The organism is Haematospirillum sp. 15-248 (assembly GCF_012102665.1).
In the GTDB taxonomy this organism is placed as follows: Bacteria; Pseudomonadota; Alphaproteobacteria; order Rhodospirillales; family Rhodospirillaceae; genus Haematospirillum.
Map to the genome: position 1 here is coordinate 349,035 of NZ_JAAVTF010000001.1, position 26,029 is coordinate 375,063.

The 26,029-nt window shown below is 53.3% G+C and carries 24 protein-coding genes and 2 tRNA genes; 6 read left to right on the top strand and 20 right to left on the bottom strand.

The window, feature by feature from the left end:
* Positions 1-53 precede the first annotated feature (53 nt).
* From HEQ72_RS01550 to HEQ72_RS01560, 3 genes are all read right to left on the bottom strand, one after another.
* A complete protein-coding gene (locus HEQ72_RS01550) occupies positions 54-635 on the bottom strand; it encodes a DUF2497 domain-containing protein (RefSeq protein ID WP_245183045.1) in 582 nt (193 codons plus the stop codon).
* 288 nt (positions 636-923) lie between these two features.
* Positions 924-2,279: a TolC family outer membrane protein gene (locus tag HEQ72_RS01555; protein WP_168022385.1), complete on the bottom strand. Its 1,356-nt coding sequence runs from the start codon at positions 2,277-2,279 to the stop codon at positions 924-926.
* A gap of 168 nt (positions 2,280-2,447) precedes the next feature.
* Positions 2,448-3,098, bottom strand: coding sequence for a protein-L-isoaspartate O-methyltransferase family protein (locus HEQ72_RS01560; RefSeq protein WP_168022386.1), 651 nt, complete (start codon positions 3,096-3,098; stop codon positions 2,448-2,450).
* Between the two features lie 238 nt (positions 3,099-3,336).
* Between HEQ72_RS01560 and HEQ72_RS01565 the strand changes: the two genes are divergently transcribed.
* The 4 genes from HEQ72_RS01565 (at position 3,337) to HEQ72_RS01580 (ending at position 7,565) form a co-directional block, all read left to right on the top strand.
* Positions 3,337-3,410: transfer RNA gene (locus tag HEQ72_RS01565), tRNA-Cys, on the top strand.
* Between the two features lie 12 nt (positions 3,411-3,422).
* Positions 3,423-3,497 (top strand) — tRNA-Asn (locus tag HEQ72_RS01570).
* Between the two features lie 147 nt (positions 3,498-3,644).
* Entirely contained in the window at positions 3,645-6,332 is a 2,688-nt protein-coding gene (locus tag HEQ72_RS01575; protein ID WP_168022387.1) for a bifunctional acetate--CoA ligase family protein/GNAT family N-acetyltransferase, read from the top strand.
* A 48-nt stretch (positions 6,333-6,380) separates the two neighbouring features.
* Positions 6,381-7,565, top strand: coding sequence for a bifunctional 2-C-methyl-D-erythritol 4-phosphate cytidylyltransferase/2-C-methyl-D-erythritol 2,4-cyclodiphosphate synthase (locus HEQ72_RS01580; RefSeq protein WP_168022388.1), 1,185 nt, complete (start codon positions 6,381-6,383; stop codon positions 7,563-7,565).
* A 9-nt stretch (positions 7,566-7,574) separates the two neighbouring features.
* On the opposite strand, the gene HEQ72_RS01585 is transcribed toward HEQ72_RS01580, so the two are convergent.
* The 4 genes from HEQ72_RS01585 to HEQ72_RS01600 form a co-directional block, all read right to left on the bottom strand.
* Positions 7,575-7,949 (bottom strand): Mth938-like domain-containing protein, encoded by a 375-nt coding sequence (locus HEQ72_RS01585; protein WP_245183044.1) that lies wholly within the window; start codon positions 7,947-7,949, stop codon positions 7,575-7,577.
* Between the two features lie 27 nt (positions 7,950-7,976).
* Positions 7,977-8,342, bottom strand: coding sequence for a preprotein translocase subunit YajC (yajC, locus tag HEQ72_RS01590; protein WP_168022389.1), 366 nt, complete (start codon positions 8,340-8,342; stop codon positions 7,977-7,979).
* On the bottom strand, positions 8,342-8,830 hold the full coding sequence (locus HEQ72_RS01595) for a hypothetical protein (protein WP_168022390.1): 489 nt from the start codon (positions 8,828-8,830) through the stop codon (positions 8,342-8,344). The genes yajC and HEQ72_RS01595 overlap by 1 nt, the downstream gene beginning before the upstream one ends.
* A 132-nt stretch (positions 8,831-8,962) precedes the next feature.
* Positions 8,963-9,136: a hypothetical protein gene (locus tag HEQ72_RS01600; protein WP_168018874.1), complete on the bottom strand. Its 174-nt coding sequence runs from the start codon at positions 9,134-9,136 to the stop codon at positions 8,963-8,965.
* Here HEQ72_RS01600 and HEQ72_RS11785 point away from each other — a divergent pair.
* Positions 9,081-9,704 carry a hypothetical protein gene (locus tag HEQ72_RS11785; protein ID WP_416046649.1) on the top strand — a complete coding sequence of 208 codons (624 nt, stop codon included), beginning with the start codon at positions 9,081-9,083 and terminating at the stop codon, positions 9,702-9,704. The two genes, HEQ72_RS01600 and HEQ72_RS11785, sit on opposite strands and share 56 nt — an antisense overlap.
* Here HEQ72_RS11785 and HEQ72_RS01605 read toward each other — a convergent pair.
* Positions 9,650-9,862 (bottom strand): hypothetical protein, encoded by a 213-nt coding sequence (locus tag HEQ72_RS01605; protein WP_168018873.1) that lies wholly within the window; start codon positions 9,860-9,862, stop codon positions 9,650-9,652. The two genes, HEQ72_RS11785 and HEQ72_RS01605, sit on opposite strands and share 55 nt — an antisense overlap.
* A 382-nt stretch (positions 9,863-10,244) precedes the next feature.
* Here HEQ72_RS01605 and trmFO point away from each other — a divergent pair, with 382 nt between their 5' ends.
* Positions 10,245-11,618 (top strand): methylenetetrahydrofolate--tRNA-(uracil(54)-C(5))-methyltransferase (FADH(2)-oxidizing) TrmFO, encoded by a 1,374-nt coding sequence (gene trmFO, locus HEQ72_RS01610; RefSeq protein ID WP_168018872.1) that lies wholly within the window; start codon positions 10,245-10,247, stop codon positions 11,616-11,618.
* Between the two features lie 5 nt (positions 11,619-11,623).
* Here the strand turns inward: trmFO and HEQ72_RS01615 are convergent, their stop codons facing one another.
* From HEQ72_RS01615 to prmB, 12 genes are all read right to left on the bottom strand, one after another.
* Positions 11,624-12,433, bottom strand: a complete 810-nt coding sequence (locus tag HEQ72_RS01615) for an inositol monophosphatase family protein (RefSeq protein ID WP_168022391.1) — start codon at positions 12,431-12,433, stop codon at positions 11,624-11,626.
* A 46-nt stretch (positions 12,434-12,479) separates the two neighbouring features.
* Positions 12,480-13,769, bottom strand: coding sequence for a GTPase HflX (hflX, locus tag HEQ72_RS01620; RefSeq protein ID WP_168019241.1), 1,290 nt, complete (start codon positions 13,767-13,769; stop codon positions 12,480-12,482).
* A 23-nt stretch (positions 13,770-13,792) separates the two neighbouring features.
* Entirely contained in the window at positions 13,793-14,044 is a 252-nt protein-coding gene (gene hfq, locus HEQ72_RS01625) for an RNA chaperone Hfq (RefSeq protein ID WP_168019239.1), read from the bottom strand.
* Positions 14,045-14,119: 75 nt separating this feature from the next.
* The gene (locus tag HEQ72_RS01630) at positions 14,120-14,812 is read right to left on the bottom strand and encodes an HAD family hydrolase (protein WP_245183043.1); all 693 of its coding nucleotides are present in this window, start codon (positions 14,810-14,812) and stop codon (positions 14,120-14,122) included.
* Positions 14,813-14,845: 33 nt separating this feature from the next.
* Complete coding sequence (trkA, locus tag HEQ72_RS01635) at positions 14,846-16,225, bottom strand: Trk system potassium transporter TrkA (RefSeq protein WP_168022392.1); 1,380 nt, start codon at positions 16,223-16,225, stop codon at positions 14,846-14,848.
* Between the two features lie 43 nt (positions 16,226-16,268).
* Positions 16,269-17,672 carry a sigma-54-dependent transcriptional regulator gene (locus HEQ72_RS01640; protein WP_168018868.1) on the bottom strand — a complete coding sequence of 468 codons (1,404 nt, stop codon included), beginning with the start codon at positions 17,670-17,672 and terminating at the stop codon, positions 16,269-16,271.
* Between the two features lie 48 nt (positions 17,673-17,720).
* Positions 17,721-19,943 carry a sensor histidine kinase NtrY-like gene (locus HEQ72_RS01645; RefSeq protein WP_168018867.1) on the bottom strand — a complete coding sequence of 741 codons (2,223 nt, stop codon included), beginning with the start codon at positions 19,941-19,943 and terminating at the stop codon, positions 17,721-17,723.
* Positions 19,940-20,326, bottom strand: a complete 387-nt coding sequence (locus HEQ72_RS01650; protein WP_415877243.1) for a helix-turn-helix domain-containing protein — start codon at positions 20,324-20,326, stop codon at positions 19,940-19,942. The genes HEQ72_RS01645 and HEQ72_RS01650 overlap by 4 nt, the downstream gene beginning before the upstream one ends.
* Positions 20,327-20,404: 78 nt before the next feature.
* Positions 20,405-21,412, bottom strand: coding sequence for a tRNA dihydrouridine synthase DusB (gene dusB, locus HEQ72_RS01655; RefSeq protein ID WP_168018866.1), 1,008 nt, complete (start codon positions 21,410-21,412; stop codon positions 20,405-20,407).
* A 56-nt stretch (positions 21,413-21,468) separates the two neighbouring features.
* Positions 21,469-22,287 (bottom strand): cytochrome c biogenesis protein CcsA, encoded by an 819-nt coding sequence (ccsA, locus tag HEQ72_RS01660; RefSeq protein ID WP_168018865.1) that lies wholly within the window; start codon positions 22,285-22,287, stop codon positions 21,469-21,471.
* A 57-nt stretch (positions 22,288-22,344) separates the two neighbouring features.
* The gene (locus HEQ72_RS01665) at positions 22,345-24,855 is read right to left on the bottom strand and encodes a response regulator (protein WP_168018864.1); all 2,511 of its coding nucleotides are present in this window, start codon (positions 24,853-24,855) and stop codon (positions 22,345-22,347) included.
* A gap of 81 nt (positions 24,856-24,936) precedes the next feature.
* Positions 24,937-25,881 carry a 50S ribosomal protein L3 N(5)-glutamine methyltransferase gene (gene prmB / locus HEQ72_RS01670; RefSeq protein ID WP_209315578.1) on the bottom strand — a complete coding sequence of 315 codons (945 nt, stop codon included), beginning with the start codon at positions 25,879-25,881 and terminating at the stop codon, positions 24,937-24,939.
* Positions 25,882-26,029: the final 148 nt, after the last annotated feature.

Here is a 26,029-nt window from a genome sequence, read left to right on the forward strand (position 1 = left end):
CGCCAACCCTCTTACAGGGGCTGACGCGCACATCCCTTCGATCAAATCGCTTTTTATTGCTTTTCGGTCCCGGAAACCAGCTTTTCAATTTCCTTGCGTACAAGACGCTCGACCATATCGGGCAAATGCTGATCCAGCCAGCTTGCCAACATGGGCTTCAGCATGTCACGCACCATCCCCTCCAGCGTGACGTCACTGTGACCCATACCAATAGCCCTAACCCGGGCAATGGTCGCAAGCTCGGAAAAAGCCGCAGCCGATTGAGCCGCGGCAGGTGGAGACAGCAAGGCACTGCCATCATCAGCTGTCATTGTCGGGGGGGGAGAAACTCTCACGGGCTCTGGTTCCAGTTCACCTTCATCTTCCTCGACAGCCCAAGGTTCCTGCGATGGTGGCAGAGGGGGCGGCTCAGGCGCTGCCCCCAGGACCAAGGGCTCCTCACCATCCTCAACCATGGCAGGAGTCAACTCAAGAACATCGTCACCATCAGCCTCCGGAGCAGATGCCGGCTCGGAAGGTTGAACCGGAGCCGGCTGGGGCGGCTGCTGCATCTCTGCCTCTTCGTCCTCCGACAGGATTTTCCTGATGGAGGCGAGGATATCCTCCATCGATGGTTCCTGACCTTTGCCGTCCATGACGATCTCCAAGCCCCTAACGCGCTTTCCTGCCCGTACGCCCACCGTCCGGGGAACCGATATATCATTGCCGCCTAAGATTTTGCAAACAACAGGATATCGCTGTTTCTATCTGATTGCGGCAAAAAAAATGCTGCCACGACGCGAGCGACAAGGCAACCCTTGGAGCAGAAACAGGAAATCGGGCCAAGAACGCCTTTTTCTGCCATTCCAAGCAGGGCAGCCCTAGCTTGGCTGCGGTATCCCAAGATTGGTCCTGTCAGCCAAAACAGGGGCATCACAGCCTTGTCAGGACCCGAACCATGCTCCTTCCACATCATTATAATGCTCGACGGGGTCATAAATACCAACATCCAGACCAAGAGTTTTGGCATCCAGACGCCCCACAGCAGAGAGGAGAGAATGCGCTGCAACCCGTTCATCCCGCTGGGCCGTAACAAGGCTGACCCTTGCGTTCAGCAGCTCCTGTTCAGCATCCAGAACATCCAGAACAGTTCTTGATCCGACCTGAGCCTCCCTCTGCACACCTTCCAGTGCAACAGTAGCAGCCTCTATCTGAGCTTGGATTGATTCAATCTGCGCCCTTGAGGCAACAAGACTTTCCCAAGCCCGGACAGCAAGCTCACGCGATTTGTCCCTTGCATCATCAACCTGAAGTCGTGCCTGTCCGGCTTTCTGCTTGGCTTCCCTCAAACGGGACCAAGTTCCGCCTGCCTCGTACAGGGGAACATCGACAACAGCCATAACCCTATATCCTTTGGTCCGGGCACCATCAATTGACTGGTCATAGGTTTTGGTCTGATCGGCCTGGAGCTTCACCGCAGGCATCAACTCACCACCCGTGGCATCAACCGTATTCTGGGCCGCCTCCGCAGAAAACTTCGCAGCCAGAACATTGGGATGCATGGCCTGTGACGCTTCCACCGCTTCATCGAGTGAAACAGGCAAGTGTGGAGGTTCGGACGGATACCGCATGTCGTCTGCAGGAAGACCAACCAACCGTTCAAAATTGGCACAGCTTGCTTTAAGCCGGGCTTCAGCATTAATACGATCCGCCGTTGCCTTGGCCAAACGCGCTTCGGATTGACTGACATCAGTACGTGTCAATTCGCCAACCCGGAACCGGTCTTGCGTGGCCTCAAGCTGACGGGCCAGCACTTGTTCATTATTCCGGTTCAGATCGACAACCGCCTGATCCCGCACAACATTAAGATAAGCCTCGGCAACAGATTGCAGAACGGTCTGTTCTGTAAAAGCCAGCTGGGCTCTGGCCGCCCTCACGGTATTCTCAGCCGCTTTTGTGTTGTTGATGGTCCTGAAGCCAGAAAAAATCTCCTGCTCAAGTTTTACCCCAACCGTGCGTGGGTTCGAGCTTTGGTATCCATCGCGGCTTTGACGGGTGTTGGATTGGTCGCGCGCATAACCAGACGTTCCGGAAAGCTGGACACGTGGCCTCCATCCGGACAAAGCCTGCGGCACCTTTTCATCGACAGCACGAACCCGTGCCCGATCGGCCTGCAGCTCCGGATTACCGGCATACGCAGCAGCCAGTGCATCTTCCAGCGACATAGCTTGCGTACAAACGGGAAAAACAAGACTGGGAAAGAATGCGGCAGCAGCAAAAACTGAAAGCGTTTTTTTCATCCGTCGTGTCCACCCGCAACGTCCCGCCAAATACGGGAGCAACAAAACCACCGTGCCCGTAATTTAGACCGGACACGCAAAAATACATAAAGCGGGTAAGACTATAGAGTGTTGGAAGCGTAACGCAACCCACGACTGCTGGCTACGCTACCAAATCTGCAACAGAAACTAGAACTGGAAGCGTCGCGGCGCACGAAACCCGGGGAGCAACGGGATATTCGCATCAAAAAGACGCCGGTGGCCAACAGCATTCCCGGAACGGGTGTACAGCACGGCGGTTCCCTGCCCGCCCTTGTCAAGAACAGCAACCAGACGGCCACCCGGGGCAATCTGTTCCAGCAGGGAATCCGGGATAAACTCAACAGCCCCATTCACCAATATCACGTTATAGGGTGCCTGGGCCGGATACCCGCTGACCAAGGGGGCAGATACGATAGCAGCGTTATCGACACCCAGCGAGGTCAAGGTCGCGCTTGCTCCCTTGACCAGTTCAAGGTCGGATTCAACAGAAACCACTGTCGATACCATACGCGACAAAACAGCCGTCGCATAACCGCTGCCGGTGCCAATCTCAAGGGCCACATCGGACGGATCAATCTCGGCTGCCTGCAAAAGACGGGCCAGAACCATGGGTTCCATCAGAATACGACCGTTCCCTATTTCCAGATCATCGTCAGCATAGGCAACAGAACGCAGATGGCGCGGGGCAAAAGCCTCGCGGGGGACCGCGGCCATTGCCTCGATGACAGCCGGATCGGTCACCCCGTTGGGACGAATCTGGCCTTCGACCATATTGTGGCGGGCAATGGCGTAATCCATGCGGCAACCCCTTGCAAACGTGATGCTTCAATGTGGACAGGTTGTGTGCAGACACAACACTCCCTGTTTATAGCCTTCTGTCGTAGCCTTGACAATGGACACACTCGGATTGGTCCGATCCCGGAAATAATTGGTGCTTCGGGGCTATTTTCTCTGTTGACCGGATGATAGGTCATCGATATAAACCGCTTCCTCAGTTGCAGTTCTGCTTTTTGTACGGGTTTGCAGCGAGTCGCGAGGCTGGGTGGCAGAGTGGTGATGCAGAGGACTGCAAATCCTTGTATACCGGTTCGATTCCGGTCCCGGCCTCCAACGTTTTTGTGTTCCGGCGTAGCTCAGCGGTAGAGCCCCCGACTGTTAATCGGGTTGTCGTAGGTTCGAATCCTACCGCCGGAGCCATATTTCCAAAACATACCCCCTGAAATATGCCGCCTGATCGTCAGACACACGGGTCTTTGTGATGTGTGCAGAAATGCGCCATGTGGTGTATCCTTGCCGGTGCAATTTTTGTTCTTGTTGACCTGCTCTTCCCGAAGGTCGGAAACCATGGGCGTACGCCATCTTGAAAAATTACTGCGTCCAAGTTCACTGGCAGTCATCGGTGCATCCCATGCACAGGGCAGCGTCGGTACCGTTGTTATGCGGAATCTTCTGCACGGGGCTTTCAAGGGACCCGTCTTACCGGTCAATCCAAAGTACACGTCGGTCCAGGGCGTACTGGCCTATCCTGATATTGCATCCATTCCCATTGTGCCGGACCTTGCGATTCTGGCTGTCCCGCCGGAGGAATCCGTTGTCGCACTTGAAAGCCTTGGGCAACGAGGAACCAAGGCAGCGATATCCGTTACGTCCGGACTGGGGCGCGTCTCCGACAACCCGGCACTGACCGGACAGCTGCTGAATATAGCCCTGCGCTACGACATCCGCCTTCTTGGACCCAACAGCCTTGGTCTCCAGGTACCCGCCCTTGGCCTGAATGCCAGCATGGCCCCTCAGGCCGCACATCCGGGAAAAATTGCCTTCGTCTCGCAATCCGGAGCCCTGTGCACAGCCGTTCTGGACTGGGCCTGGCCACGCGGCATTGGCTTCTCTCACTTTATTTCGCTTGGCGGCATGATGAATACAGGATTCGGCGATATCCTGGATTACTTGGGCGGTGATCCCGACACGCGCGCCATCCTCTTGTACATGGAAAGCATTCCCGAACGCCGCAACTTCATGTCCGCCGCCCGCTCGGCCGCGCGCAACAAACCTGTTCTGGTCATAAAAGCAGGGCGTCACCCTGCAGTACAAAGCGCCACGGTCAGCCATACCGGTGCCCTGGCCGGCAATGATGACGTGTATGAAGCGGCCATACGGCGCGCGGGCATGTTGAGGGTTTACGACATCGAGGAACTTTTTTCAGCAACCGAAACGCTTGCCATCATCAACCGCCCGAAAGGACCACGCCTTGCCATTCTGACAAATGGCGGGGGCATAGGCATACTTGCGGTCGATGATCTTCTGGATGAGGGTGGAACGCTGGCAGAGCTATCGGACGAAACCCTGGAAAGCCTGTCAAAAGCATTGAATGCCACGTGGTCGCATGGCAATCCGGTGCAAATCCACGGCGACTCAAACGGAGCCAGGTACGCTGCGGCACTTGGTGCCTTGGCGCAAGCCCGTGAGGTGGATGGCATCCTCGTCATGCACGCCCCCACATGTCAAAGCGACCCCTTGGAAGTTGCCGAAAAGATTGTGGCCACAGCCCGTCAGAACAAGCGCACAAGCGTCATGGCCTGCTGGGTTGGGGACGATCGCGTGGAGAAAGCAAGAGCCCTGTTCCATCAGTCCGGAATACCAAATTTCCAGACCCCGCACCAAGCTGTCAGAGCTTTTTTGCATATGATCAAATACAGGCAGGTCCAAGATCTGCTGATGGAAACCCCGGCAAGCCTGCCAACAGAATTCACGGCCAATACAAAAATGGCACGTCGGATTATCTCTGAAGCCCTGGAAGCTGGACACAGCACCCTCTCCGAACCCGAAGCAAAAGCCCTTTTATCGGCATATGGCATTCCTGTTGTGGAAACACGGGTAGCCCATTCGCCCGAGGAAGTTCGTAGCATCGCGGAAGAAATGGCTGGCCCCTTGGCTCTGAAAATCCTGTCACCGGACATTCACCACAAGAGCGACAAGGGTGGTGTTCGTCTCGGCCTCTTCGGGGCTGATGATACAGAAACAGCCGCCCGGCGTATGCTCGCTCGTATCAAAGATAATTTTCCCGATGCTGAAATACGTGGTTTCACCGTTCAGCGGATGGAAAAAAGGCAAAATGCGCACGAAATTATTATTGGTCTGCACGTTGATCCTGTCTTTGGCCCGGTCATCCTTTTTGGTCATGGCGGAACGGCAACAGAAATTATCAATGATCACGCAATTGCCCTACCACCCTTGAACATGACCCTGGCACGGGATCTGGTAGAGAGAACCAGGGTATCTCGCCTTCTGCAAGGGTTCCGGCATCAGGAGCCAGCCGACATGGAAGCCTTGTGCCTGGCATTGGTGCAGGTTGCCCAGATGGCCATAGATCTTCCGGAAATACAGTGGCTTGATATAAACCCCCTGTTCTGCAACCACCAAGGTGTTATTGCCTTGGATGCCAAGGTGGAGATCGCACCATGGAGAGGGGGATCACTCGTTGATCGCCTGGCGATCAGGCCATACCCCAAGGAGCTGGAAGAGGTTTATACCATGCGCACCGGGCAGGATGTCATCCTGCGTCCCATTCGTCCGGAGGATGAGCCAAATCATCACATTTTTGTATCAAGGCTCGATCCGGAAGATATCCGCTTCCGCTTTTTTGGCGTGATCCAGGAATTGCCACGCAGCCAGATGGCGCGGATGACCCAGATCGACTACGATCGTGAGATGGCTTTCATTGCCGTAGGATACAACGCAGAGGGTCAGAGCGAGACACTGGGCGTGGTTCGGGTTGTCAATGATCCGGACCATGAAGAGGCTGAGTTCTCGATCGTCGTACGCTCCGACCTGAAGGGAACCGGCCTGGGGAACGCCTTGATGAATAAAATGATCCGCTACTGTCGCAGTACGGAAGTACGGAAAATGACCGGGCAGATCCTTATAGAAAACAAAAGGATGCTGGCTTTTGTTGAACAACTTGGTTTCCGGCGTGTACGTAATGTTGATGTTGACGTTGCCGAGGTTGAACTGGATCTTCTGGAAACGCATTGAACTCTTTTATAACGTCCCCCTGATATCCCGTGCCGGAGCCTTCTGTTCATGGTGTTTCCTTCTGTGCCTACCCCCAAAAAAGTCTATGCTGTCATTGTTGCCGCAGGGCGCAGCAACCGCTTTGGCAGCTCTGTTCCCAAGCAATATGCCATGGTCAATGGTCAACCCGTTATTCGGCAATCTGTATGTTCCTTTCTGAATCATCCCGATATTGCTGGCATACAGGTTGTTATTCACCCCGATGATGAAGCCCTGTACCAAGAATCTGTTGGTGATCTTCCCTTGTGTACGCCCGTTTTTGGTGGGCAAGAGCGACAGGACAGTGTCCGGAACGGCCTGGAGGCCCTCTGCAAACATGCTCCTGATTTTGTCCTGATCCACGATGCAGCACGCCCCTTTGCAGGGCGGAATGTGATTGACGCTGTTCTGCAAGCCCTACAGTCCGCTCCCGCCGCAATACCGGGGACGGAGGTCGCAGACACGCTCAAAAGCGTTAATAGCGATTGCGTCGTCCTCCACTCTGTCAGTCGGAAAGGGTTGTGGCGCGCACAAACACCCCAAGGATTTTGCTTCAAGACAATCCTCGACGCACACAGACAGTGTGCCGGTATGTCACTGACAGATGATGCTGCCCTTCTGGAGCACTTGGGCAAAGGCCCGGTACAAATGGTCGCCGGGTCAGCTGAAAACTATAAAATTACCTGGTCAGATGATTTGGACAAAAGCAATCCGCCACCTCGCGTCAACATGGAAACGCGAACGGGTATTGGTTTTGATGTTCATGCCTTCACGACAGGAAACACCCTGACCCTCTGTGGCATCAGCATTCCCTTTTCCAGAAAGCTATCTGGTCATTCTGATGCCGATGTTGCCATGCACGCTCTAACCGATGCCCTGTATGGCTGCATCGGAGCTGGCGACATCGGTGTGCATTTTCCCCCCGGAAACGCACGCTGGAAAGACGCACCGTCACGAATCTTTCTGGAACACGCCTGTAACCTGATCCTCCAACGTGCTGGCCGCATTATCCACATCGACGTTACCATAATCTGTGAAGAGCCAAAGCTCAGTCCCTATCGTCGGGACATGGTCCTGTCCCTTGCACAGATTATGAATATCCCGGAGTCCCGTATCAGCATCAAAGCGACGACGACAGAACGTCTTGGATTTACAGGACGGAAAGAGGGCATAGCCGTACAGGCTATTGCAACCGTGTCCTTGCCCGCGGAATAATACTATTTCTCAAACAGGGAAAAGGGCCGCCGCGACACGGCGGTCCTCGGCCAGCAGCACATTAAAAGTACGGCAAGCAGCCCCGGTATCCATAATGTCGCAGGACGCAAACATCTCGCATAGCATTTGACGCAGAGAATTTGGAAGGAAGGGAGAGCTCCGCCCTCCCCCAATCAGTACAATCTCAATACCGGGCTTATACTCCTGCACGGGCTGGAAGGACTCTACGGTCAAACTTTCCGGTGATGAAACATCCCACAAGCACGAAAAAGTCGGAAACACAAGAACAGGAGAGCTCCAGACAGTACCGGCAATACGAAAGTTACCGTCGCCATAGGCAGATATAATCTGCCTACCTGCGGGAACGACCGGCGTAATGTCCATTGCGCTCTCCATCATCACGCGATCAGACTAGACACTTTCCTTGGTGTCTTCCTTTTCCTTTACAGGCTTGGACGGTTCGGTCTTTGCATTAACAGAAGCCAGCATTTCACGGGCAACCTTGACCTTTACCCCTTCTGCAATCTCAACCTGAAGCTCGGCATCCATAACCTTTGTAACGGTACCAATAATCCCGCCCGACGTCACGACGACATCACCACGGCGCACGTTGGTCAGCATTTCGCGATGAGCCTTCATGCGTTTCTGCTGGGGGCGAATCAGCAAAAAGTAAAAAACAACAAAAATCAGTGCCAGTGGCAAAAGCTGCAGAAGACCAGACTGCATGCCTCCGGCCGCAGCATCAACAGCCTGGGCATGGGCGGGGGAAATCAACATCAGCAATTCTCCTGAAGAACGGGCATCGGATAACATTCCGGGCGGCGAATATACTGCTGCATAACCCCATTGCAAATGCAATCCGTAGCACAAAGGGGAAATTTCATACCTGACAAACGACGGTCACAAACACAATCGCACCATGGCTTCAAAGCTTCATCGCCCATGAAACGAGAGCTGAGGATACAGGCATCCGAAGACAGGTCAATCTCTTGAGATACATAAGAATATTTGGAAGAAAGTTGTTCTATAACAAGGACCTGACCAAGACTTTCAGACGATACACCATAACCTTGGAACGGATTCGCATACAACACGATATCCGTAGAAAAAGACGAAAAAACCACTTCCAACTTTTTGCGAAAGGCGCGCAGGTCCTTACACTTCTTATATAATAAGCCATACCTGAAATGACGGCGCATATTCAGGAAACCCGCCCAAAGCCACCTTGGCCTTAACCCGGTCTTAAGGAACATGACTCCAGCCACTTCCCTTCCCCTTGAACACGTTTTCATCAGAAGAGTGGATATGAGGGAAAAATACCTCAAAAGTCAAACGGAAACTTCCGTGATGACAGGCGCGGCTCCATAAGGGATATTTCACGCTCCGGTTCGTTAGAATCAGGCCAATGCCATGACCAGTAAAAGCATCGTGGCCAGGGCGATGCTCCTGGCTTCTGAACGAGGAATCAAGTCACAGCGGGCCCTGTGCCTTGCCGCAGGACTAAAGCCTGACTTCTTGAGGGATATCAGGTCAGGACGCACAAAATCACCACGCGCTGATAACCTGGCCAAGCTTGGTGAATTTCTTGGCGTTTCGTCCGATTGGCTTCTTCACGGCGAAGTCCCGGGTTGCAATGAGGGAAATAACTCTCATAAATCCAGTACCCTTCCCTCACAAGTCATTGTTCGAGGAGAAGTTTGTCCGGGGAAGTGGGTGAATTTTCCCGAATGGCCACCAGAAAAACACCGGATCTGCCCCCTGCCCCCCGGGAACCCTTGGCCAACTGCATACGGGTTACAGGTTGGTTCGGGGGGCATATACGATATCTTCCAGGCAGGCAGCGTTCTCATATGCGTTCCTGTTGCAGATGTCCCTGTCTCTGTAACAGATGGTATGTGGGTGATTGTACGACGCTTCATGCCGTCCCCAGATCGGTACGAATTGACAGCAAGGCGTCTCAAGGTTCAGAAAGATGGCTCGCACGTACTAACGGTGCCATCACCAGACCCAATATTACCGCCCATTCCCTGGCCTGCTCCTGATGCACCTCATGCATCTGTAATTGCCATTGTTATTGGTGCTTATCAGGCACTGCTGCCCTTGGGATCCTCTACCCCCCCTGCTTTCCATTCGGGATAATCGTCAGGCGTTGGCAGCAGACGAAGTATTCCGTACTTCCAGAGGATAGAGCTGCGCCAGATCGGCGCTCCGAAATAATTATTCTGATCGAACCCGGTATCTGAAACAGACTTTCCATCACAACCCCGGCTTTTTTCGCACATAGAAAAACACCCCATGTTATGCCGTCTCCTGTCCATGCGCATGGACCGGGCGGCGGCAGGTCAATCCTGGCCAGTTTGATTTGCCGGGGGGTGTGCAAGACCCTCTGGGCACCGGGTTACAGCCCGGTGGCCTCTCCGCCCGCCAGCCACATGCTGAAGGCGAAGAACCAGGATCATATTCGCCTCTATTGATGAGATCAAGAACGTCGAAATACATAATTATCTCTATCTATCAAATAGATAGATGGAAAAAACACGCATAGATCTATATACTGCAAGCAACAGATCTTAAAATCCATGCTGCGCGCATCTATAGAAAATTGCCGCTTGAGGTTTTTGTACCACCGGGATAGGAGAGCATCCTCTGGAACAGTGCAGGAAAAGGGATGCTATTTCCATGGCTACACATAACAACACAGCCCGGCACGTTCATATTATCGGCGGTGGACTGGCTGGATGCGAAGCCGCCTGGCAGCTGGCCAATGCCGGTGTTTCAGTTGTTATCCATGAAATGCGTCCACAAACTACAACCAACGCTCACCAAACAGATCAGCTTGCCGAGCTGGTCTGCTCGAACTCTTTTCGCTCTGATGATGCCCTGTACAATGCCGTAGGTCTTTTGCACGAAGAAATGCGGCGCTGCTCATCCCTGATCATGGAAGCAGCAGATCACACAAAAGTACCAGCTGGTGGCGCCTTGGCTGTCGACAGGGAAGCCTTCTCCACATTCATTACCAAACGTGTACAGGCTCATCCGGATATACGTGTCGAGCGTACCGAACTACGTACACTTCCTCCGGAAACGTGGGGCCAAACAATCATTGCAACAGGCCCCCTGACCTCATCACCCTTGGCAGAAGCAATTCGCACCGCCACGGGTGAGGAATCCTTGTCCTTCTTTGATGCCATTGCTCCAATTGTGCATAAGGATTCTATTGATCTATCAAAGGCATGGTTCCAGTCACGCTATGACAAGGGCACCGGAACAGATTATATAAACTGCCCCATGACGCGCGAAGAATATGAAGCATTTCTGGATGCTCTTCTGGCAGCCGAAAAAACAGAATTCAAGTATTGGGAAAAAGACACACCGTATTTTGAAGGCTGCCTGCCCATTGAAGTTATGGCTGAACGCGGACGACAAACGCTTCTTTACGGCCCTATGAAACCCGTTGGACTGACCAACCCCCACACACCCGGACAGAAGCCTTACGCTGTTGTGCAGCTGAGGCAAGATAATGCCTTGGGCACAATCTACAACATCGTCGGTTTCCAGACCAAACTGAAGTACGGAGAACAAAGCCGTGTCTTCAGGATGATACCCGGGCTTGAAAACGCCGAATTCGCACGGCTGGGCGGCATTCATCGAAACACATTCTTGAACAGCCCCCGCCTTCTGGACCATAAACTGCGCCTGAGAAATAGGCCGGACATCCGCTTTGCCGGACAAATTACAGGCTGCGAAGGCTATGTCGAGAGCGCTGCTGTTGGGCTAATGGCAGGGCTTTTTGCCGCTGCCGATGCCTTGGGCAAACACCTTGACTCCCCCCCCATCACAACCGCGATGGGGTCCATGCTTGCCCATATCACCGGGGGCGCTGTTTCAGATACCTATCAGCCCATGAATATCAACTTCGGTCTTTTCCCGGAGCTGACCGATGATCGCGATGCGAGAGGCAAGAAAATCAAGGGACGGGAACGCAAGCCCCTGTATGCACAACGCGCACTGGCCGATCTTGACGCATGGCGGAAAGGTGACCTCTTTTCATAAAGTCTCTACGGCGTCGCAGAGCGAAAAGCTTCGGCAATTTCGTTCCAGAGCATACGGCTCTGGGCTGCTATCAGGAACCCCTGATGGATACTCGGACTATACGGACTGCCATCCATGAACCTGCTAATACCCCCAGCCTCTTCATACAGCAGAACCCCGGCTGCATGATCCCATGGGGCAAGCCTTCGGAAAGCAGCAAACTCTATACGCCCCGAGATCAGCGCCATATAATCATGGGCGGCACTTCCATGACGAATGTTATGAGCAAAGCGCCCCTGAAGGGACTTGGGCGTATTGGCCCCCGGTGATCCCGTGCGTTCCAACAAGGGACGATCATGCGGCTCTAACCGAACCCTGACGCCATTACGGATCACGCCATTGCCACGATACCCACACAGGGTGACATCGTTAACAGGATCGTGCAGCCATCCCGCCATGGTTACACCATCACGGACCAAGGCAACAACCGTTGCAAAAACAGGATTTCCACTAACAAAATTGGCCGTACCATCCAAAGGGTCAACAACCCACACAAGCGGTGCCGTTCCAATAGCCCGTATCAAATCGGGATCGGCATGACAGCCTTCCTCACCAACAACCATAGATTCCGGCATAATTTCCGTCAGCAAGACCGAGAGCCTCTGCTCGGCCAAGATATCAGCTTCCGTTACCAGATCATTAGCTGATGTCTTGCTTTGCACCTGATTTGCGGACAGCGCACGGAAACGGGGCAGGATTTCTGTCTTAGCAGTGTCCCGGATAATATCTGATACGAGGGCCAGAAAAGCATCGTCCATTTCATAGGTATACCCCATAGATCAAGGAGTAACCAGCACAATGGGACCTGCCCGGATGCCCATGTCAATCGGGAAGACTTGTTGTCCTGGTCGCCAAACGTCCAGCATCAGCAGGATCAAGCCGTACGATAAGACGCACTCCCTCTTCATGGTCTTCGCGGCTCAGAACCTCTCCCCTTCGATAGATCCACGCTAGTATTTTTCCATCAGAAGGCGGAACAACAAGCTCTACAGCCACACGTGCCAAGGCAAGACAATCGTCAATACGGCGCAGAACATTGTCCACACCATCCCCGGACAAGGCTGACAAAAGAAGTGCGCCTGTGTCCGGATCAATGGAGGATTCCACAAGAAGATCCGCCTTGTTAAGAACCTCAACAACGCTATCCCCGACAGCGGGATCCAGACCCAGTTCATCACGCAGAACCTTCTCAACATCCAGTTTCTGGGATTCACTGTCTGGATGCGCATAATCGCGGACATGCAGGATCAGGTCAGCCTCAAGAACCTCTTCCAGCGTGGCATGGAACGCAGCGACCAACTCATGCGGAAGATCAGAGACAAAACCAACTGTGTCCGACAAAATCACTGTCCGCCCAGATGGCAACTGCAAAGCCCGCATGGTTGGATCCAGCGTTGCAAACAGCTGGTTTTCTGCCATAACGGCAGCATGGGTCATCTGGTTAAAAAGCGTGGACTTTCCCGCATTTGTATACCCGACAAGGGCAATGATGGGAAAAGGTGTCCTCTTCCGCGCTTTACGATGAAGAGCCCGGGTCCTCTTGACAGACTCAAGATCTTTCTTCAGGCGGACAATACGGTCGCCGATAAGACGACGATCAATCTCGATCTGACTTTCCCCCGGCCCCCCCATAAAACCAAAGCCGCCCCTTTGCCGCTCCAGGTGCGTCCAAGAACGGACAAGGCGCGATTTCTGATACTCCAGATGGGCCAGCTCAACCTGTAACTGACCTTCACGAGTTCGTGCACGGGCACCAAAGATCTCCAGAATAAGTCCAGTACGATCAATGACCTTGGTTCCCCACGCCTTCTCAAGATTTCGCTGCTGAACAGGAGACAGACGCGCATCAACAATGACGATATCCACGTCCAGATCAGCGAGGACAGGGGCAAGACGCTCGACCAATCCCCCCCCTATATAGGTGGCTGGCCTGATGGCACTGACCAAGGCGACCTCGGACAGGACAATATCCAGATCAATAGCCTTGGCGAGGCCAACAGCCTCGGCCAGCCGGGCCTCTGGAGTGCGCACACCACTCGCTGTCTTTTTTAAAAACGGACACAGAACAGCTGATTTACTACGCCAGGAAACAGCAGGATGATCAGAATCCATAGCGTACGAAGCGCAAGACTGGCTCACTCTTGTTCATCTTCAGGCTTAGGCTCGAAAAGCTGCACGGGACCACCCGGCATTACGGTGGAAACAGCGTGCTTGTATATCAGCTGGGTATGGCCATCCCGGCGAAGCAGAAGGCAGAAATTGTCAAAGCAGCTTACAATACCTTGCAACTTCACTCCGTTAACGAGGTAAACAGTAACCGGAACTTTTGCCTTGCGGATATGGTTCAGGAAAACATCCTGTATATTCTGGGATTTTTCGCTGGGCATGACAGTCATGACCTTTCCACTTTTTGTTGCCCCTTCATCAGGGGGGACCGTCCTTCGGTCGGGTCTCCTTCGTTATCATCTATTTTCGTTGCTGGGAACAGCAAGAGTACGCAAGGCATCAAGAAATTCCCCGCAGCTACCATAAATGCCCTGCGGTGCCCACGACAAAAGATCACCAACCAAAGGTCCGTGGTGGTGAAGAAGAAAGGGCGTACAGCCTGATTCCCTGGCACATTGCATATCGATAGCATGATCACCAACAAACCAGATATCCTGTCCGGGTTTCAGGCCCGATCCCTGCAGGGCATGCAAAATGTGTTCAATATTAGGCTTGTCGGCTTTTGCATCACCCGCCCCGGCCACCTGATGGAACAAGCCCCCCCATCCCAAATGCTCTACCTCGATCCGTAACAGATCCCCAGTCTTGTTACTGACAATACCAACCCATACTCCCATGCCGCATATATGTCGCACCAAGGCTTCCGCATGGGGAAGAGGCGTCAGCATATCCAAATGGCATGACCGGAAAGATTCATAAAAGACACTTTCGGCCTCCCTCCATCGCTTTCCAAAAAGGCCGGGGAAACTTTCGCGCAGCGAACGGGAAATGCGTGTCATACCCTCTTCACGGGTCCAAGCATCGTGCTCCATATGGACCAAGGTCATATTCATGGCCTTCAGGATGCACGGCCACGTATCAACCAACGTGTTATCCCAGTCAAAGAGTACAGCCCGCGGCGGGGATACAACAGGCAAAGGATCCATCATGACCTTCATCTCATGGCACAGAGCTGCGAATACTCAGAAATATTCCAAGCGAACAGAGAACATCTTCTCAACCTTCTTGACGGCATCCGCAACAGCAAACAGCACCACCCTGTCACCACCCTGAACAACGGTATTGCCACGGGGCATGATAACCTGTTCTCCTCGTACGACAGCCCCGAGCATAACCCCTGGAGGCAGCTTGAAATCGCGCAAGGATTTGCCCACCAAGGGGGATGTATCGACGGCAACAGCTTCAATGACCTCTCCAAACCCTTCCTGAAGGGAATGGACGGCATGGATCCGCCCCCGACGGACATGAAGCAGAATGCTTGAAACCGTAATACCACGCGGATTGACAACAACATCAACACCCAAAGGCCCCGCCAAACCGCCGTATGTCGTTTTATTGAGCAGAGCGATGGTTCTCTCCGCGCCATAGCGCTTGGCAAGCATAGCCGAAAGAATATTTGTTTCATCATCGTTGGTCAGCGCAATAACGGTTTCAACGCGACTGACACCGGCTTCTTTCAGAATTTCAGGATCCAGGACATCCCCATTGATAACGGTTGCCCGGCTCAGGGTTCTGGCAATGTATTCCGCCCTGTCCTTGTGCAATTCAACCATACGCAAGGATATGTCCGGGTGATCCTGCTCAATCTGCTGGGCCAGAAACAGGGCAATATTCCCGCCACCCAGTATCAGAATGCGGCGGGCCTGCGGTGCTTCTTGGCCAAAGGCGGCCAAGGCGCGACCCACATGCTCGGTCGCCACGACAAAATAGACAATATCCCCTTCAAGCATTTGATCTTCTGCAGAAGGTACAATCGGGCGATCATTGCGGACGATGCCAACAATAACCAGATGCAAATCCGGGAACAGTGCCGAAAGCTGGCGCAAGGGCGTATGCAGAACCGGGGTATCCGGTGTACAACGCACCCCCAGAAGCTGAACCTTGTTGTCAACAAGCGGGATAATGTCTGTCGTTCCCGGCACCTGCAACCGACGGGCAATCGCACGGGCGACCTCAATCTCCGGGCTGATAATCACATCGATAGGCAAATCATTGTGATTAAACAAATTGCCCCACATGGGATCCAGATAGGACTGGCTCCGTACACGGGCAATCTTGGTCGGAACAGAAAACAGGGAATGCGCAACCTGGCAAGCAACCATGTTCACTTCATCAACAGCCGTTACCGCAATCAGCAGACTGGCATCACGGGCACCCGCCTGTTCGAGGATCTCGGGATAAGAGGCGTGACCAACCACGGCCTTTACGTCCAGTGTGTCCTGTATTTTGCGTATCAATTCCGGTCGCTGGTCAACAACGGTAATATCGTTGTCCTTCTCGGCAGCCAGATAATGCGCAATGTTGTGACCCACTTGGCCAGCGCCGCAAATAATAACCTTCATGGTCAACAGTCTCCGCCGTCCTGGACAAGCCAACTGATAAGGGCTACAGGGCCCTTACCTTCTCCTCGCTGGACACCCCGAGATTCTTCAACTTCCGATGAAGAGCAGAACGTTCCATGCCAACGAATTCAGCCGTTCGCGAGATATTGCCGTTAAAACGGGTAACCTGGGCCAGCAGGTACTCCCGCTCAAACATCTCACGGGCGTCACGCAGAGGCAATGACATGATTTCAGCCGATCCTTCAAGCCGTAACAAGACCTCCGGCACAATCAGGCTAATTTCAGCCGGCAACATATCAGCACGAATCACCTCCTCGTTATCTCCGGGAGCCATGATCAACAGCCAATCAATCACATTGCGCAGTTGCCTGACATTGCCTGGCCAATCATAGGATTGCAGCACAGCCATGGCATCATCACCGATACACCTAGGTAGAGCACCAGTGCTACGGGCAGCCTGCTCCATGATAACACGTGACAGAACCGGAATGTCCTCCCGCCTGTCCTGCAGGGCTGGAACATGTATTGGCACAACACTCAGACGATAATACAGATCTTCACGGAATTCGCCTTGCGCAATGGACAGGCGCAAATCACGGGTGGTCGTGGCAATAACCCGAACATCGACCGCTACCTTCTTGGTTCCACCCACGCGTTCGAATGTCTGCTCTTGCAAAACACGGACAATCTTTCCCTGTGTTTCCAATGGCATGTCACCAATCTCATCCAGAAGCAGGGTGCCCCCGTCTGCCTGCTCGAACACGCCAATCTTTCGGGATGCTTGCTCTCCCTCATACCCTCTTTCGGTCCCGAAAAGCTCTATCTCCATTCGGTCCGGGTGCATGGTTGCACAGTTTACGCAGACAAATGGAGCATCTGCACGGCGGGAATGAGCATGTATCAGCCGGGCCACCACTTCCTTGCCGGATCCAGCTTGTCCAACGATCAGAACCCTTGACCCCGATGGAGCAACGCGGGCAATCGCCTGTCGAACATGCATAATAGCCATCGACGTCCCATGCAAATCAGATGGAACAGAAATAGCACTCTTCAGCTGCTGATTTTCCATCCGCAGGCGGGCAGCCTCAAAGGCCCGCTCGACAACCAGCAAAAGCCGGTCTGTCTTGAATGGTTTCTCGATAAAGTCATAGGCACCGTTACGAATGGCAGAAACAGCTGTTTCTATTGTCCCGTGGCCTGAAATCATAACAACGGGAACCAAAGGATAATCACGGCGCAGAACATCAAGAAGCTGGAGACCATCCATTCCGGAGCCTTCCAGCCATATATCGAGGATAATCAACCCCGGAGCCTTATCGGCCACAGACAGCAGAGCTTCGTCGGTGCTGCCGGCACCTCGGGTCACATACCCCTCATCCTCCAGAATTCCTGACAGAACTGTCCGAATATCAGCTTCATCATCAACGATCAGGATATCACGTGCCATGAAACCAACGTGCTGCCTTATGCCTGAAAATCTGAAATGTGCTCCGGATCAAACAGAAACACCATCCTGTACTACAGCAGACTGCACTGCAAACAGCATCGAAATCTGTGCTCCTCCGTCAGAAGCATCTTCAAGTAACAGATCACCACCGTGATCTTCCAGAATTTTTTTGACAATAGCCAAACCAAGCCCCGTTCCTTTGGATCGCGTCGTGACATAGGGCTCAACCAAACGCTCCCGGTTGGCCTTGGGCAACCCACGCCCATTGTCTGTAACCGATGCCCTGATGACGCCACCCTGCTCCCGAAGAGAGACGATTATACAGCCAGGATCCGTTGGATTATCCCGTGATTCAATAGCTTCAACCGCATTCTTTATAATATTTGTCAATGCTTGCCCAACCTGACGCGTGTCACACAAAACAACAACCTCTTCTTCCGGAATATCCAGCACAAAACGAATAGAAGGATAAGCCGTTTGTTGAAGAAAACTATACTGCCTTATGATTTCACAAAGATTTTCATCCTTCATAACAGGATGAGGCATCCGTGCAAAGGCCGAGAATTCATCAACCATCTGTCCTATATCACCCACATGGCGAATAATGGTATCTGTGCACTGCACAAAGACATCCTGCCCCTCTTCTATCTGTTTGAGATAACGCCGTTTCAGGCGCTCTGCAGAGAGCTGTATAGGAGTCAGGGGATTTTTGATTTCATGCGCTATACGACGAGCAATATCCGCCCAGGCTGCAGTCCGCTGTGCCGCTTGCAAAAGCGTAATGTCATCAAAGGTAATGACATTACCAATAACCCTGGAATCAACATACTCGGCGCTGACCCTGACCAAAAAGGTCAAATCCTTTCCCCCACGGCTCAGAACCATTTCGCGCTGGATTGACTGCCCCTCGCACAGAATCTCCTTTTCGGGAAGAAGAGGAGAAAACTCAGGAATAACAATAGAAATATGCTGGCCTTCCAACGAAGAAACAGCCGGAAGATCCAGAAGAGTCTGCGCCGAACGATTGACCAGAGTCACGAAACCATCGGGAGACGTTGATATAACGCCGGCTGAAACCCCCTCCAGAACAGTCTCGGTAAACCGTTTCCGCTCATCCAGGGTTCTGTTCGCCTCCAGAAGTTCTTTCTGCTGGGCTGTGATACGAGCGGTCATCCTGTTAAAGGCACGGGACAAGGCCGCAACTTCATCAGAAGCATCAATCTCCGAAACACGTACGGCCATATCACCAACAGATACACGCTCGCTGGCATTAATCAGTTCCACTATGGGCATGGCCCACCGATTGGCCAAGTTCAAGCCAACCCAAACGGCAGCCAACAGGAGCAAAAGTGATACCACGATGAAAACCAAGGAAAAACGCAACTCAAGCTCAGCCCGACCGGACTGCATCCGTTGGTACTGCTGCACGGCATTGTCTGTATTGTCGATGTGCCGAATGACATCGGTATCAACAAAACGACCAACGTACAGAAATATCTCGGGCAGGGTATCAAGACGCACCAAGGCACGAACCCTGTCTTCATTCTCACCTGTCAGGACCGCAACTTCACCCTGATCTGCTTTCTCCAGCGCCCAGAGGGGAACATCCTCGAACTGAAGGGAAAACGTATACCCCGCCCGCGCACCAACTTTACCGCTGCGCTCAAACAAGACAGCCTCTGTCAATCCACGCACATAAACCTGGGTCTGCAGATAGCGCGACTGGTCATCGGGATTTTGTAGAAGCCTTTCCCAGTTGCGCTGGATATCACCAGCAACAACCAATGCCTGACCAGCTATGGCTTGGCGATGCTCGTCCAGATAAGCCTGCGCAACAGCCTGGCTCTCGGACAGGACCGTCTGAACCCGTTCCCCAAACCAGAACTGAACCCCAAGGTTAAAAAACAGGGCTGAAAAGACAGCGACCAGAATTGTCGGGGTAATCGCTACGGCACCAAAAAGCCCAACCAGACGCAGATGAAGTCTTGATCCTGCTCCTCCGGTTCGGCGTGCAAGCCATAACGCAACGATGCTGCGAATAACCAGCGCTGACAGCACCAGAAGAAGAATAAGGTCAAGATTCAACAAGACGGATAAGGCGTGCCCCCCATCTGGAACCGGTTCCCAGAATCCGGCAAGAACAGCCCATGTTGCCGCACCAAAGACCAAGGCTGCCGCACCAAGAAGAACGGCAAGCCTTCTTGCCACACCCCCCTGGCGCAACCAGGCATAAAAACGCATGACGGAACCATCTTGTACAGGCTGATTCATACAGATCCCCTGACTGGACTGATGGACAAGGCCCTGATTTTCTTGCGCAGTGTATTGCGATTCAGCCCCAGCAAGGCAGCAGCCCGGATTTGGTTACCACCTGTGACATCCAGAGCAAGCGTCAACAAGGGACGCTCGAACTCAGAGAGCAAGCGGTTGTATAAACCGGCTGGGGGCAACCCGTCCTTATGCACGGCAAAGTAGGCTGCCAAACTCCGCTGTACGGCTTCGGCCAGTCCTTCAACCTGAACAGCAGCACGCTCTTCCGCCCCATGGCAGGAAGGCAAGACCGAAGCGCTTTCTTCAGAAGAATCCCTATTGGGCATACCGCTTGCAGCGTCGGACGAAGACAATCCATCTACAGGGCAAGCACGTGAAACCACCGAGATACTATCCTCTCATATCAAGAGACCAACGGAATAAACTTTCTACACCTTCCGGATACGGGCAAGGCTCGGATATCAAGCTGCCAATGGCGCTTTGTCAATAACCTGCTCAAAAAAGAGCGATATGGACAGCAAAGCTTCCCGAACCTCTGTCAAAGCATTAAAGGACTCCCGGAAGGCAGAAGCACCGGGAAGGCCTGCCACCCCCCACGCGACGTGCTTGCGGGCAATACGCAAGCCAACATCCAGACCATAATGGGCAATAATATCGCTATAGTGCTCAAGCAAAAGATCCCGACGCTCGGAAAGAGAAGGGGAAACAACCGGACTCCCGCCCTGTAAGGCACGTGCCAGCTCCCCTGGTAGCCATGGCCTGCCCTGCGCCCCTCGCCCAACCATAATGGCCGCAGCGCCCGATTGAGCCAAAGCGGCCTGTGCAGTGCCCAAGTCAATAATGTCACCATTCACCACGACGGGTAGATCTACTGCCTCGACCACAGGACGAATGGCAGACCAATCAGCCTTTCCCGTGTACATCTGACACCGGGTTCGTCCATGCACTGTGATCATCGCAATACCGCTTTCGCGCGCTATCTGCGCCATACGAACCACGTTCTGCGTCCCGGAATCCCAGCCAAGGCGCATTTTAACCGACACCGGCGTCGCAACTGCGCGGACAACAGCCTCCATGATAGCCCCAGCCAAGGCTTCATCACGCATCAGGGCAGACCCCGCGTGCCCTTTGACAACCTTCTTCACCGGGCACCCCATGTTGATGTCAATCAGGGCAGCCCCCCTGTCTTCGTTCATTCTGGCAGCCTCTGCCATAACCGCAGGCTCATTTCCTGCAAGTTGCACAGCCATAGGGTGCTCACCCTGACAGGCCGTGCTCATACGCAAGGTATCCCGATGAGCACGGATCATCTGGGCGCTGGCAATCATCTCCGAAAAAACAAGGCCAGCCCCGTACCGTTTGACCAGACGCCTGAAAGGCTGATCAGTTACCCCTGACATAGGGGCAAGAAGAACCGGCGACACCGCATCAAGACGGCCAATCCGCAAAGGATCGAGGGTATTGTTCATGAATTCAGGCTTTTTCCGTATTGCCCTGTAATGTACCGACAAGACCCGGCCCAAGATCAGAGCAAAGCTTGGGACACAAACTTGACCCCAGGCCAGGCCAAAGTCAAAAAAAGCCACGCCAACAACACAAGACGCGCAGCGACCCGCCCTCTTGTACCACTGACAAAACGGGCCACAATCAGGGTCATAACCGTTACAAATGTCAGGATACTCAAGATGCTCTTGTGATTGAAATCAAGCAGCGTCCTGTGTCCAAGCCAATTTACAGCAAGTCCTGAACATAAGCCAAGGCCAAGAACAAGCCCACCCTGAAGCAGCATGGCCAAGGACAGCGACTCGCTCTCGGCAACGGAAGGCAGCTTCCGGGTCAACATGTTTGGTGACTTATGCTTTAGTGCCCGCTCCTGCAAAAAGGCCGACAAGGCCGCAACCGCCGCAAATGTAAGAAGAGCGTAAGATAGAATGCCAACAAATACATGCAGAAAAAACCATGCCCCTTCGCCATCCGTCGCAGACACAACAGGAAAGGAAACATGTTTTTCCCCAAACAGAAGGTGGAACAAGGTTGCCGCCCCACCCAGCAATAGAAGGTAGGGGGCCAGAAGAAACAGCAAGCGCCACCCTTGCCGCAAGACCAAGGCCCCAAAAATAAACAAGACCAAGGTCGCCGTAATTGTCACCCAGAGGGAGAAAGAAAATCCCTCGCCAAGGCCATACTGATAAAATTCAACGGCCTGGGCACCTGACCCAAATACAGCAAGCCCTAAAGCTCCCCAGAATGCAGAATCACGCCCTCCCCCATGCCGGAAGACCAGAAGAGCGGCAGGGACAAGGGTAAAAAGAGCCGGAAGTCCATAGAGAGGTATTGCTGACATGGCCGTGATCATACCTGCTTCAGTGCAGAACTCAATCCCGGCAACACGGATAAAGATCTAAAGGAACGTTGACAACTCCTGGCGATGGTCCAGAAGGTTGCGCGCACTCAGCCAAAGATCAAGAGCCCTGCTGGCTTCAACCCACAGCGCCTCTCCTTCTGCAGCCATTGCACGCGCCTGCGCAACATCACCACCCAAGGCAAGATCTTCTATATCCCGCCCCAGTTTCATAAGCCTGGAAAAACCGAAGTTGCTGGCGGCCCCGGCAAGCTTGTGCCCTGAACGCGCAAGCAGATCTGGATCGGACACCCCCAAAGCAACAGAAAGCTCGGATACCGCATTATCCATACTCCGTCGCCCCAGCCCCAGAATAGCCTTGAAGCTTTCCGTACCCAAGGCAGACAGCCTGTCTGCAATGAATCCTTCATCCAGGGAAGGCGAAGCCGTGGATGAAAAAACTCCCCCGGCAGAAACAGTGTCATCTGTGGAACCCGATGACTGTATGGAGCACAACGCCTGTCGGAATGATTCTATGCGTATAGGCTTGGCTACAACACCATTCATGCCAGCAGCCCTGTAGCGCTTCACATCATCTTCAAAGACGTTTGCCGTCAACGCCAGGACAGGAATTTGCGCCCGCACGGGATCATCAAGGGCACGAATGCGACGTACAGCCTCAACGCCATCAATATCAGGAAGACGAATGTCCATGAGCACAAGGTCGAAGCATCCCTGCGATACGGCATCAACGCCATCCTTACCTGTAGAAGCAACGGATACGCGGTGGCCTTCACGCTCCAGAAACATAACCGCAACCCTTTGGTTTACCTCGACATCCTCAACCAAAAGAATATCAAGAGGCTCCCCTCGCCCCGGTTGGGGGGCCATTGTATCCGGACCAGCTGATACATCCATACTGCCCATGACATAGGTTTCCCGTTCTGTAGGCTTCCCTGCCGTCATAAAAGACAAGGGTGCGATACTTTGCTCGTATAACCGGCGAGCTATACCAGTTTCACGGACAATGGTACCGTCTGCGGCGCGTTCACGAACCAGTGAGAGTTCGATTGTGGCCACCCTGACATCATCAATCTGAACGCGTACTGTATGGCGGGTTTCGTCCCATGATGGATCATCAAGAGAATGAATGAGTTGCGGACGATCTTCTTCGGTAACTCTAAAGACAAAATCCCTCAGTCCTGCAGGCTTTGCACCATCACGGAATCCCCAGATTGTCTCCAGTCCTGCTGACCAACGGGTTTTCCCGGTAGCCGAGGATGTTTCATACCATCCCGTTGCCGTACACTCCTCCATATGCCGCAACCGGTCCTGTAGCTCAGAGACAAGGGCCTTTTGTGCGGAAAGATCCATTTGCGCCTTTTTCTCTGCTTCTGTGCTGCGCAATAAGACCTGAAAGAGCTTGGCTCCCTCCTCGTGTACAACCGATATAGAACAGTTTGCTGGCACAACACGCCCATCACGATTACGCAGATGGATCTCGAAACGGCGCGTACCACCCCACTCAACCTCTTCGTCATGCTCCAGATGTCTCAAGGCATGCAGGAAGCGCTCTGCCCACTCTCCCGAAAGAAGGGAAATGGCTGAACGCCCAACAACTTCCGGCGCACTCCAACCGAAGAGAACCTCGGCACCCCCCTCGTAACGAAGAATCCTGGCCTCAGAGTCCAAGGTCAGAACAGCTTCCGGTATATGTTTAAGAAAATTGTCAATACGGATATGCAAACTATTGATTTTAGAGGATGTATCCTTGATACGCTGTTCAAGAATTGCACGCAGGTCAAGAAGGTGTCGCAGCTCCAGTTTTCGACTGCGACGGCTTCGTCTCATGTCACGCGCCGAAAGAGCACCACACACCAGAGCACTTCCCCCCAGCGACAAAGCCAGAAGCGAGGTATCGCGGCCACCGCTCCATCCGGAAACCAAATCATTGACAAGGGAGAGAATAACGCTGGCTCCACACAGGATAACCAAGGCCGGACGAAGCCTCTCCCCTCCCCGACCCAGACCGACCTCCAGAATACCGATGGCAAAGCCAGCAAGGCAGAAGACACTGACAATGGTGTGCAAGATCAGAAGGTGATTATAGGGAAGGAAAAAAGCAGACAGAAAAATTGCCAACACAAGGGCAAAAACAAAAGGAACGATACGATACAAAACGCGGCTGACCACCTGATCGCGGACCAGAAGAAGAAAAAATGCCGGCGCCATGGGCAATAAAGCCAAAGTAAGCCGATCCATAGCCTCCAAGTGGATAAGCAGATGAGGAAAAAACAGGCTGATGTCAGCGAGGTTGATTCCCTGCACCGCAGCAAGAACTGCAAGACCACCAGCATAATGAGAACGACCATAGCGCCCGGATGGTCCAGCCAGCCACAAGGCGAAGCCGAGGCCAAGGCAAAGTCCGGGCACAACAAGTGAAAACAAGGAAAGATCAACGATATACGGGCGCCCCATTGGTACCCTGAATGCCAAAGCAGGAGCAGAATGCACAAGCAGAAGCCCGCCGATGGAACCACAGATCACAAAAAGCAGACGCCTTTTGCTCATGGATGCTTTCCCTCCCGGACAGGCAGCGTAAAACAGCGGTTACGGCAGGCTACAACAAAGTATAGCTGTGCGCGAGCCTGACTATCGGTACCTATCCCTGCCCCCGGCCACTAATTGCTTCCGGGTCAGCCAGAATACCTCCCCGAAACTGCTTTCGGTCTCAACCCACAAGAAGTCAAGATCGGGATACTCCGCCTCAAGAATCTCCCGTCCGGTACCGAACTCGCACAGGATACCGCCTTTTTCAGTCAGATAGTGCGGGCTTTCACGCAAAATCCGGCGAACAAGATCGAGCCCATCTTCACCGGATGCCAAAGCCACAGAGGGCTCGTGCCGAAATTCTGGCGGCAGGGTCTCCATAGAGGAAGCATCAACATACGGCGGGTTCGTCAGTATTACGTCGTATCTTCGTCCTTTTAAGGGAGAGAAGAGATCGCCTTCAAACAGACGAATACGCTCCTCGAAAGCATAGTCTTTTACATTACGCCGGGCGACAGACAAGGCATCAGGAGACAGATCCACCGCATCAATGTCTGCTTCAGGAAAAACATGGGCAGCAAGAATTGCCAGGCAGCCTGAGCCGGTACACAAATCAAGAACATGGACTGGTTCAGTCGGATCATCAACCAAGGCCAGCCCTTCCCCGGAAAAAATGCCCGAAAACAGGATTTCACCAATGTAGGAGCGCGGAACAATCACACGTTCATCAACATAAAAGGGAAAACCCTGAATATAAGCGCGATTAAGAAGATAGGACGCCGGCTTTCTGGTCTTTACCCGGGCCTCTATCAAACCGGCAAGGCGGGTTCTTTCTGGTGTGGCCAGCCTGGCATCAAGATAAGGTTCAAGCTGGTCAACAGGCAGCCGCAGGGCCTCCAGAACCATAAAAACAGCCTCGTCCCACGCTGAAGTGGTTCCGTGGCCATAGCTGAGGTCTGCAGTATTGAACTGGCTGACAGCATGGCGGATAAAATCACGGACTGTCCTGAAATCAGCAACGGCGGTCACGGTGTCGATGCCAGTCATACGATAAAAACTCCCACAAACCCTGAAAATCCAGACAAGAGCACTCTATCTACCAAGGGCGGCAAAGCAATACAATGCGTCCCCGAGCAGTTTACGTCTCTTGCCATATGACAGAAAACAGGATACGGCACAAAAAGACGTATGCACC

Excerpts from the sequence above, each read along its gene's own strand:
- HEQ72_RS01550 (WP_245183045.1), bottom strand. The coding sequence starts at position 635 with ATGGACGGCAAAGGTCAGGAACCATCGATGGAGGATATCCTCGCCTCC.
- HEQ72_RS01555 (WP_168022385.1), bottom strand. The coding sequence starts at position 2,279 with ATGAAAAAAACGCTTTCAGTTTTTGCTGCTGCCGCATTCTTTCCCAGT.
- HEQ72_RS01560 (WP_168022386.1), bottom strand. The coding sequence starts at position 3,098 with ATGGATTACGCCATTGCCCGCCACAATATGGTCGAAGGCCAGATTCGT.
- HEQ72_RS01575 (WP_168022387.1), top strand. The coding sequence starts at position 3,645 with ATGGGCGTACGCCATCTTGAAAAATTACTGCGTCCAAGTTCACTGGCA.
- HEQ72_RS01580 (WP_168022388.1), top strand. The coding sequence starts at position 6,381 with ATGGTGTTTCCTTCTGTGCCTACCCCCAAAAAAGTCTATGCTGTCATT.
- HEQ72_RS01585 (WP_245183044.1), bottom strand. The coding sequence starts at position 7,949 with ATGGACATTACGCCGGTCGTTCCCGCAGGTAGGCAGATTATATCTGCC.
- yajC (WP_168022389.1), bottom strand. The coding sequence starts at position 8,342 with ATGTTGATTTCCCCCGCCCATGCCCAGGCTGTTGATGCTGCGGCCGGA.
- HEQ72_RS01605 (WP_168018873.1), bottom strand. The coding sequence starts at position 9,862 with ATGGGGTGTTTTTCTATGTGCGAAAAAAGCCGGGGTTGTGATGGAAAG.
- trmFO (WP_168018872.1), top strand. The coding sequence starts at position 10,245 with ATGGCTACACATAACAACACAGCCCGGCACGTTCATATTATCGGCGGT.
- HEQ72_RS01615 (WP_168022391.1), bottom strand. The coding sequence starts at position 12,433 with ATGGGGTATACCTATGAAATGGACGATGCTTTTCTGGCCCTCGTATCA.
- hflX (WP_168019241.1), bottom strand. The coding sequence starts at position 13,769 with ATGGATTCTGATCATCCTGCTGTTTCCTGGCGTAGTAAATCAGCTGTT.
- hfq (WP_168019239.1), bottom strand. The coding sequence starts at position 14,044 with ATGCCCAGCGAAAAATCCCAGAATATACAGGATGTTTTCCTGAACCAT.
- HEQ72_RS01630 (WP_245183043.1), bottom strand. The coding sequence starts at position 14,812 with ATGATGGATCCTTTGCCTGTTGTATCCCCGCCGCGGGCTGTACTCTTT.
- trkA (WP_168022392.1), bottom strand. The coding sequence starts at position 16,225 with ATGAAGGTTATTATTTGCGGCGCTGGCCAAGTGGGTCACAACATTGCG.
- HEQ72_RS01640 (WP_168018868.1), bottom strand. The coding sequence starts at position 17,672 with ATGGCACGTGATATCCTGATCGTTGATGATGAAGCTGATATTCGGACA.
- HEQ72_RS01645 (WP_168018867.1), bottom strand. The coding sequence starts at position 19,943 with ATGAATCAGCCTGTACAAGATGGTTCCGTCATGCGTTTTTATGCCTGG.
- dusB (WP_168018866.1), bottom strand. The coding sequence starts at position 21,412 with ATGAACAATACCCTCGATCCTTTGCGGATTGGCCGTCTTGATGCGGTG.
- ccsA (WP_168018865.1), bottom strand. The coding sequence starts at position 22,287 with ATGTCAGCAATACCTCTCTATGGACTTCCGGCTCTTTTTACCCTTGTC.
- HEQ72_RS01665 (WP_168018864.1), bottom strand. The coding sequence starts at position 24,855 with ATGAGCAAAAGGCGTCTGCTTTTTGTGATCTGTGGTTCCATCGGCGGG.
- prmB (WP_209315578.1), bottom strand. The coding sequence starts at position 25,881 with ATGACTGGCATCGACACCGTGACCGCCGTTGCTGATTTCAGGACAGTC.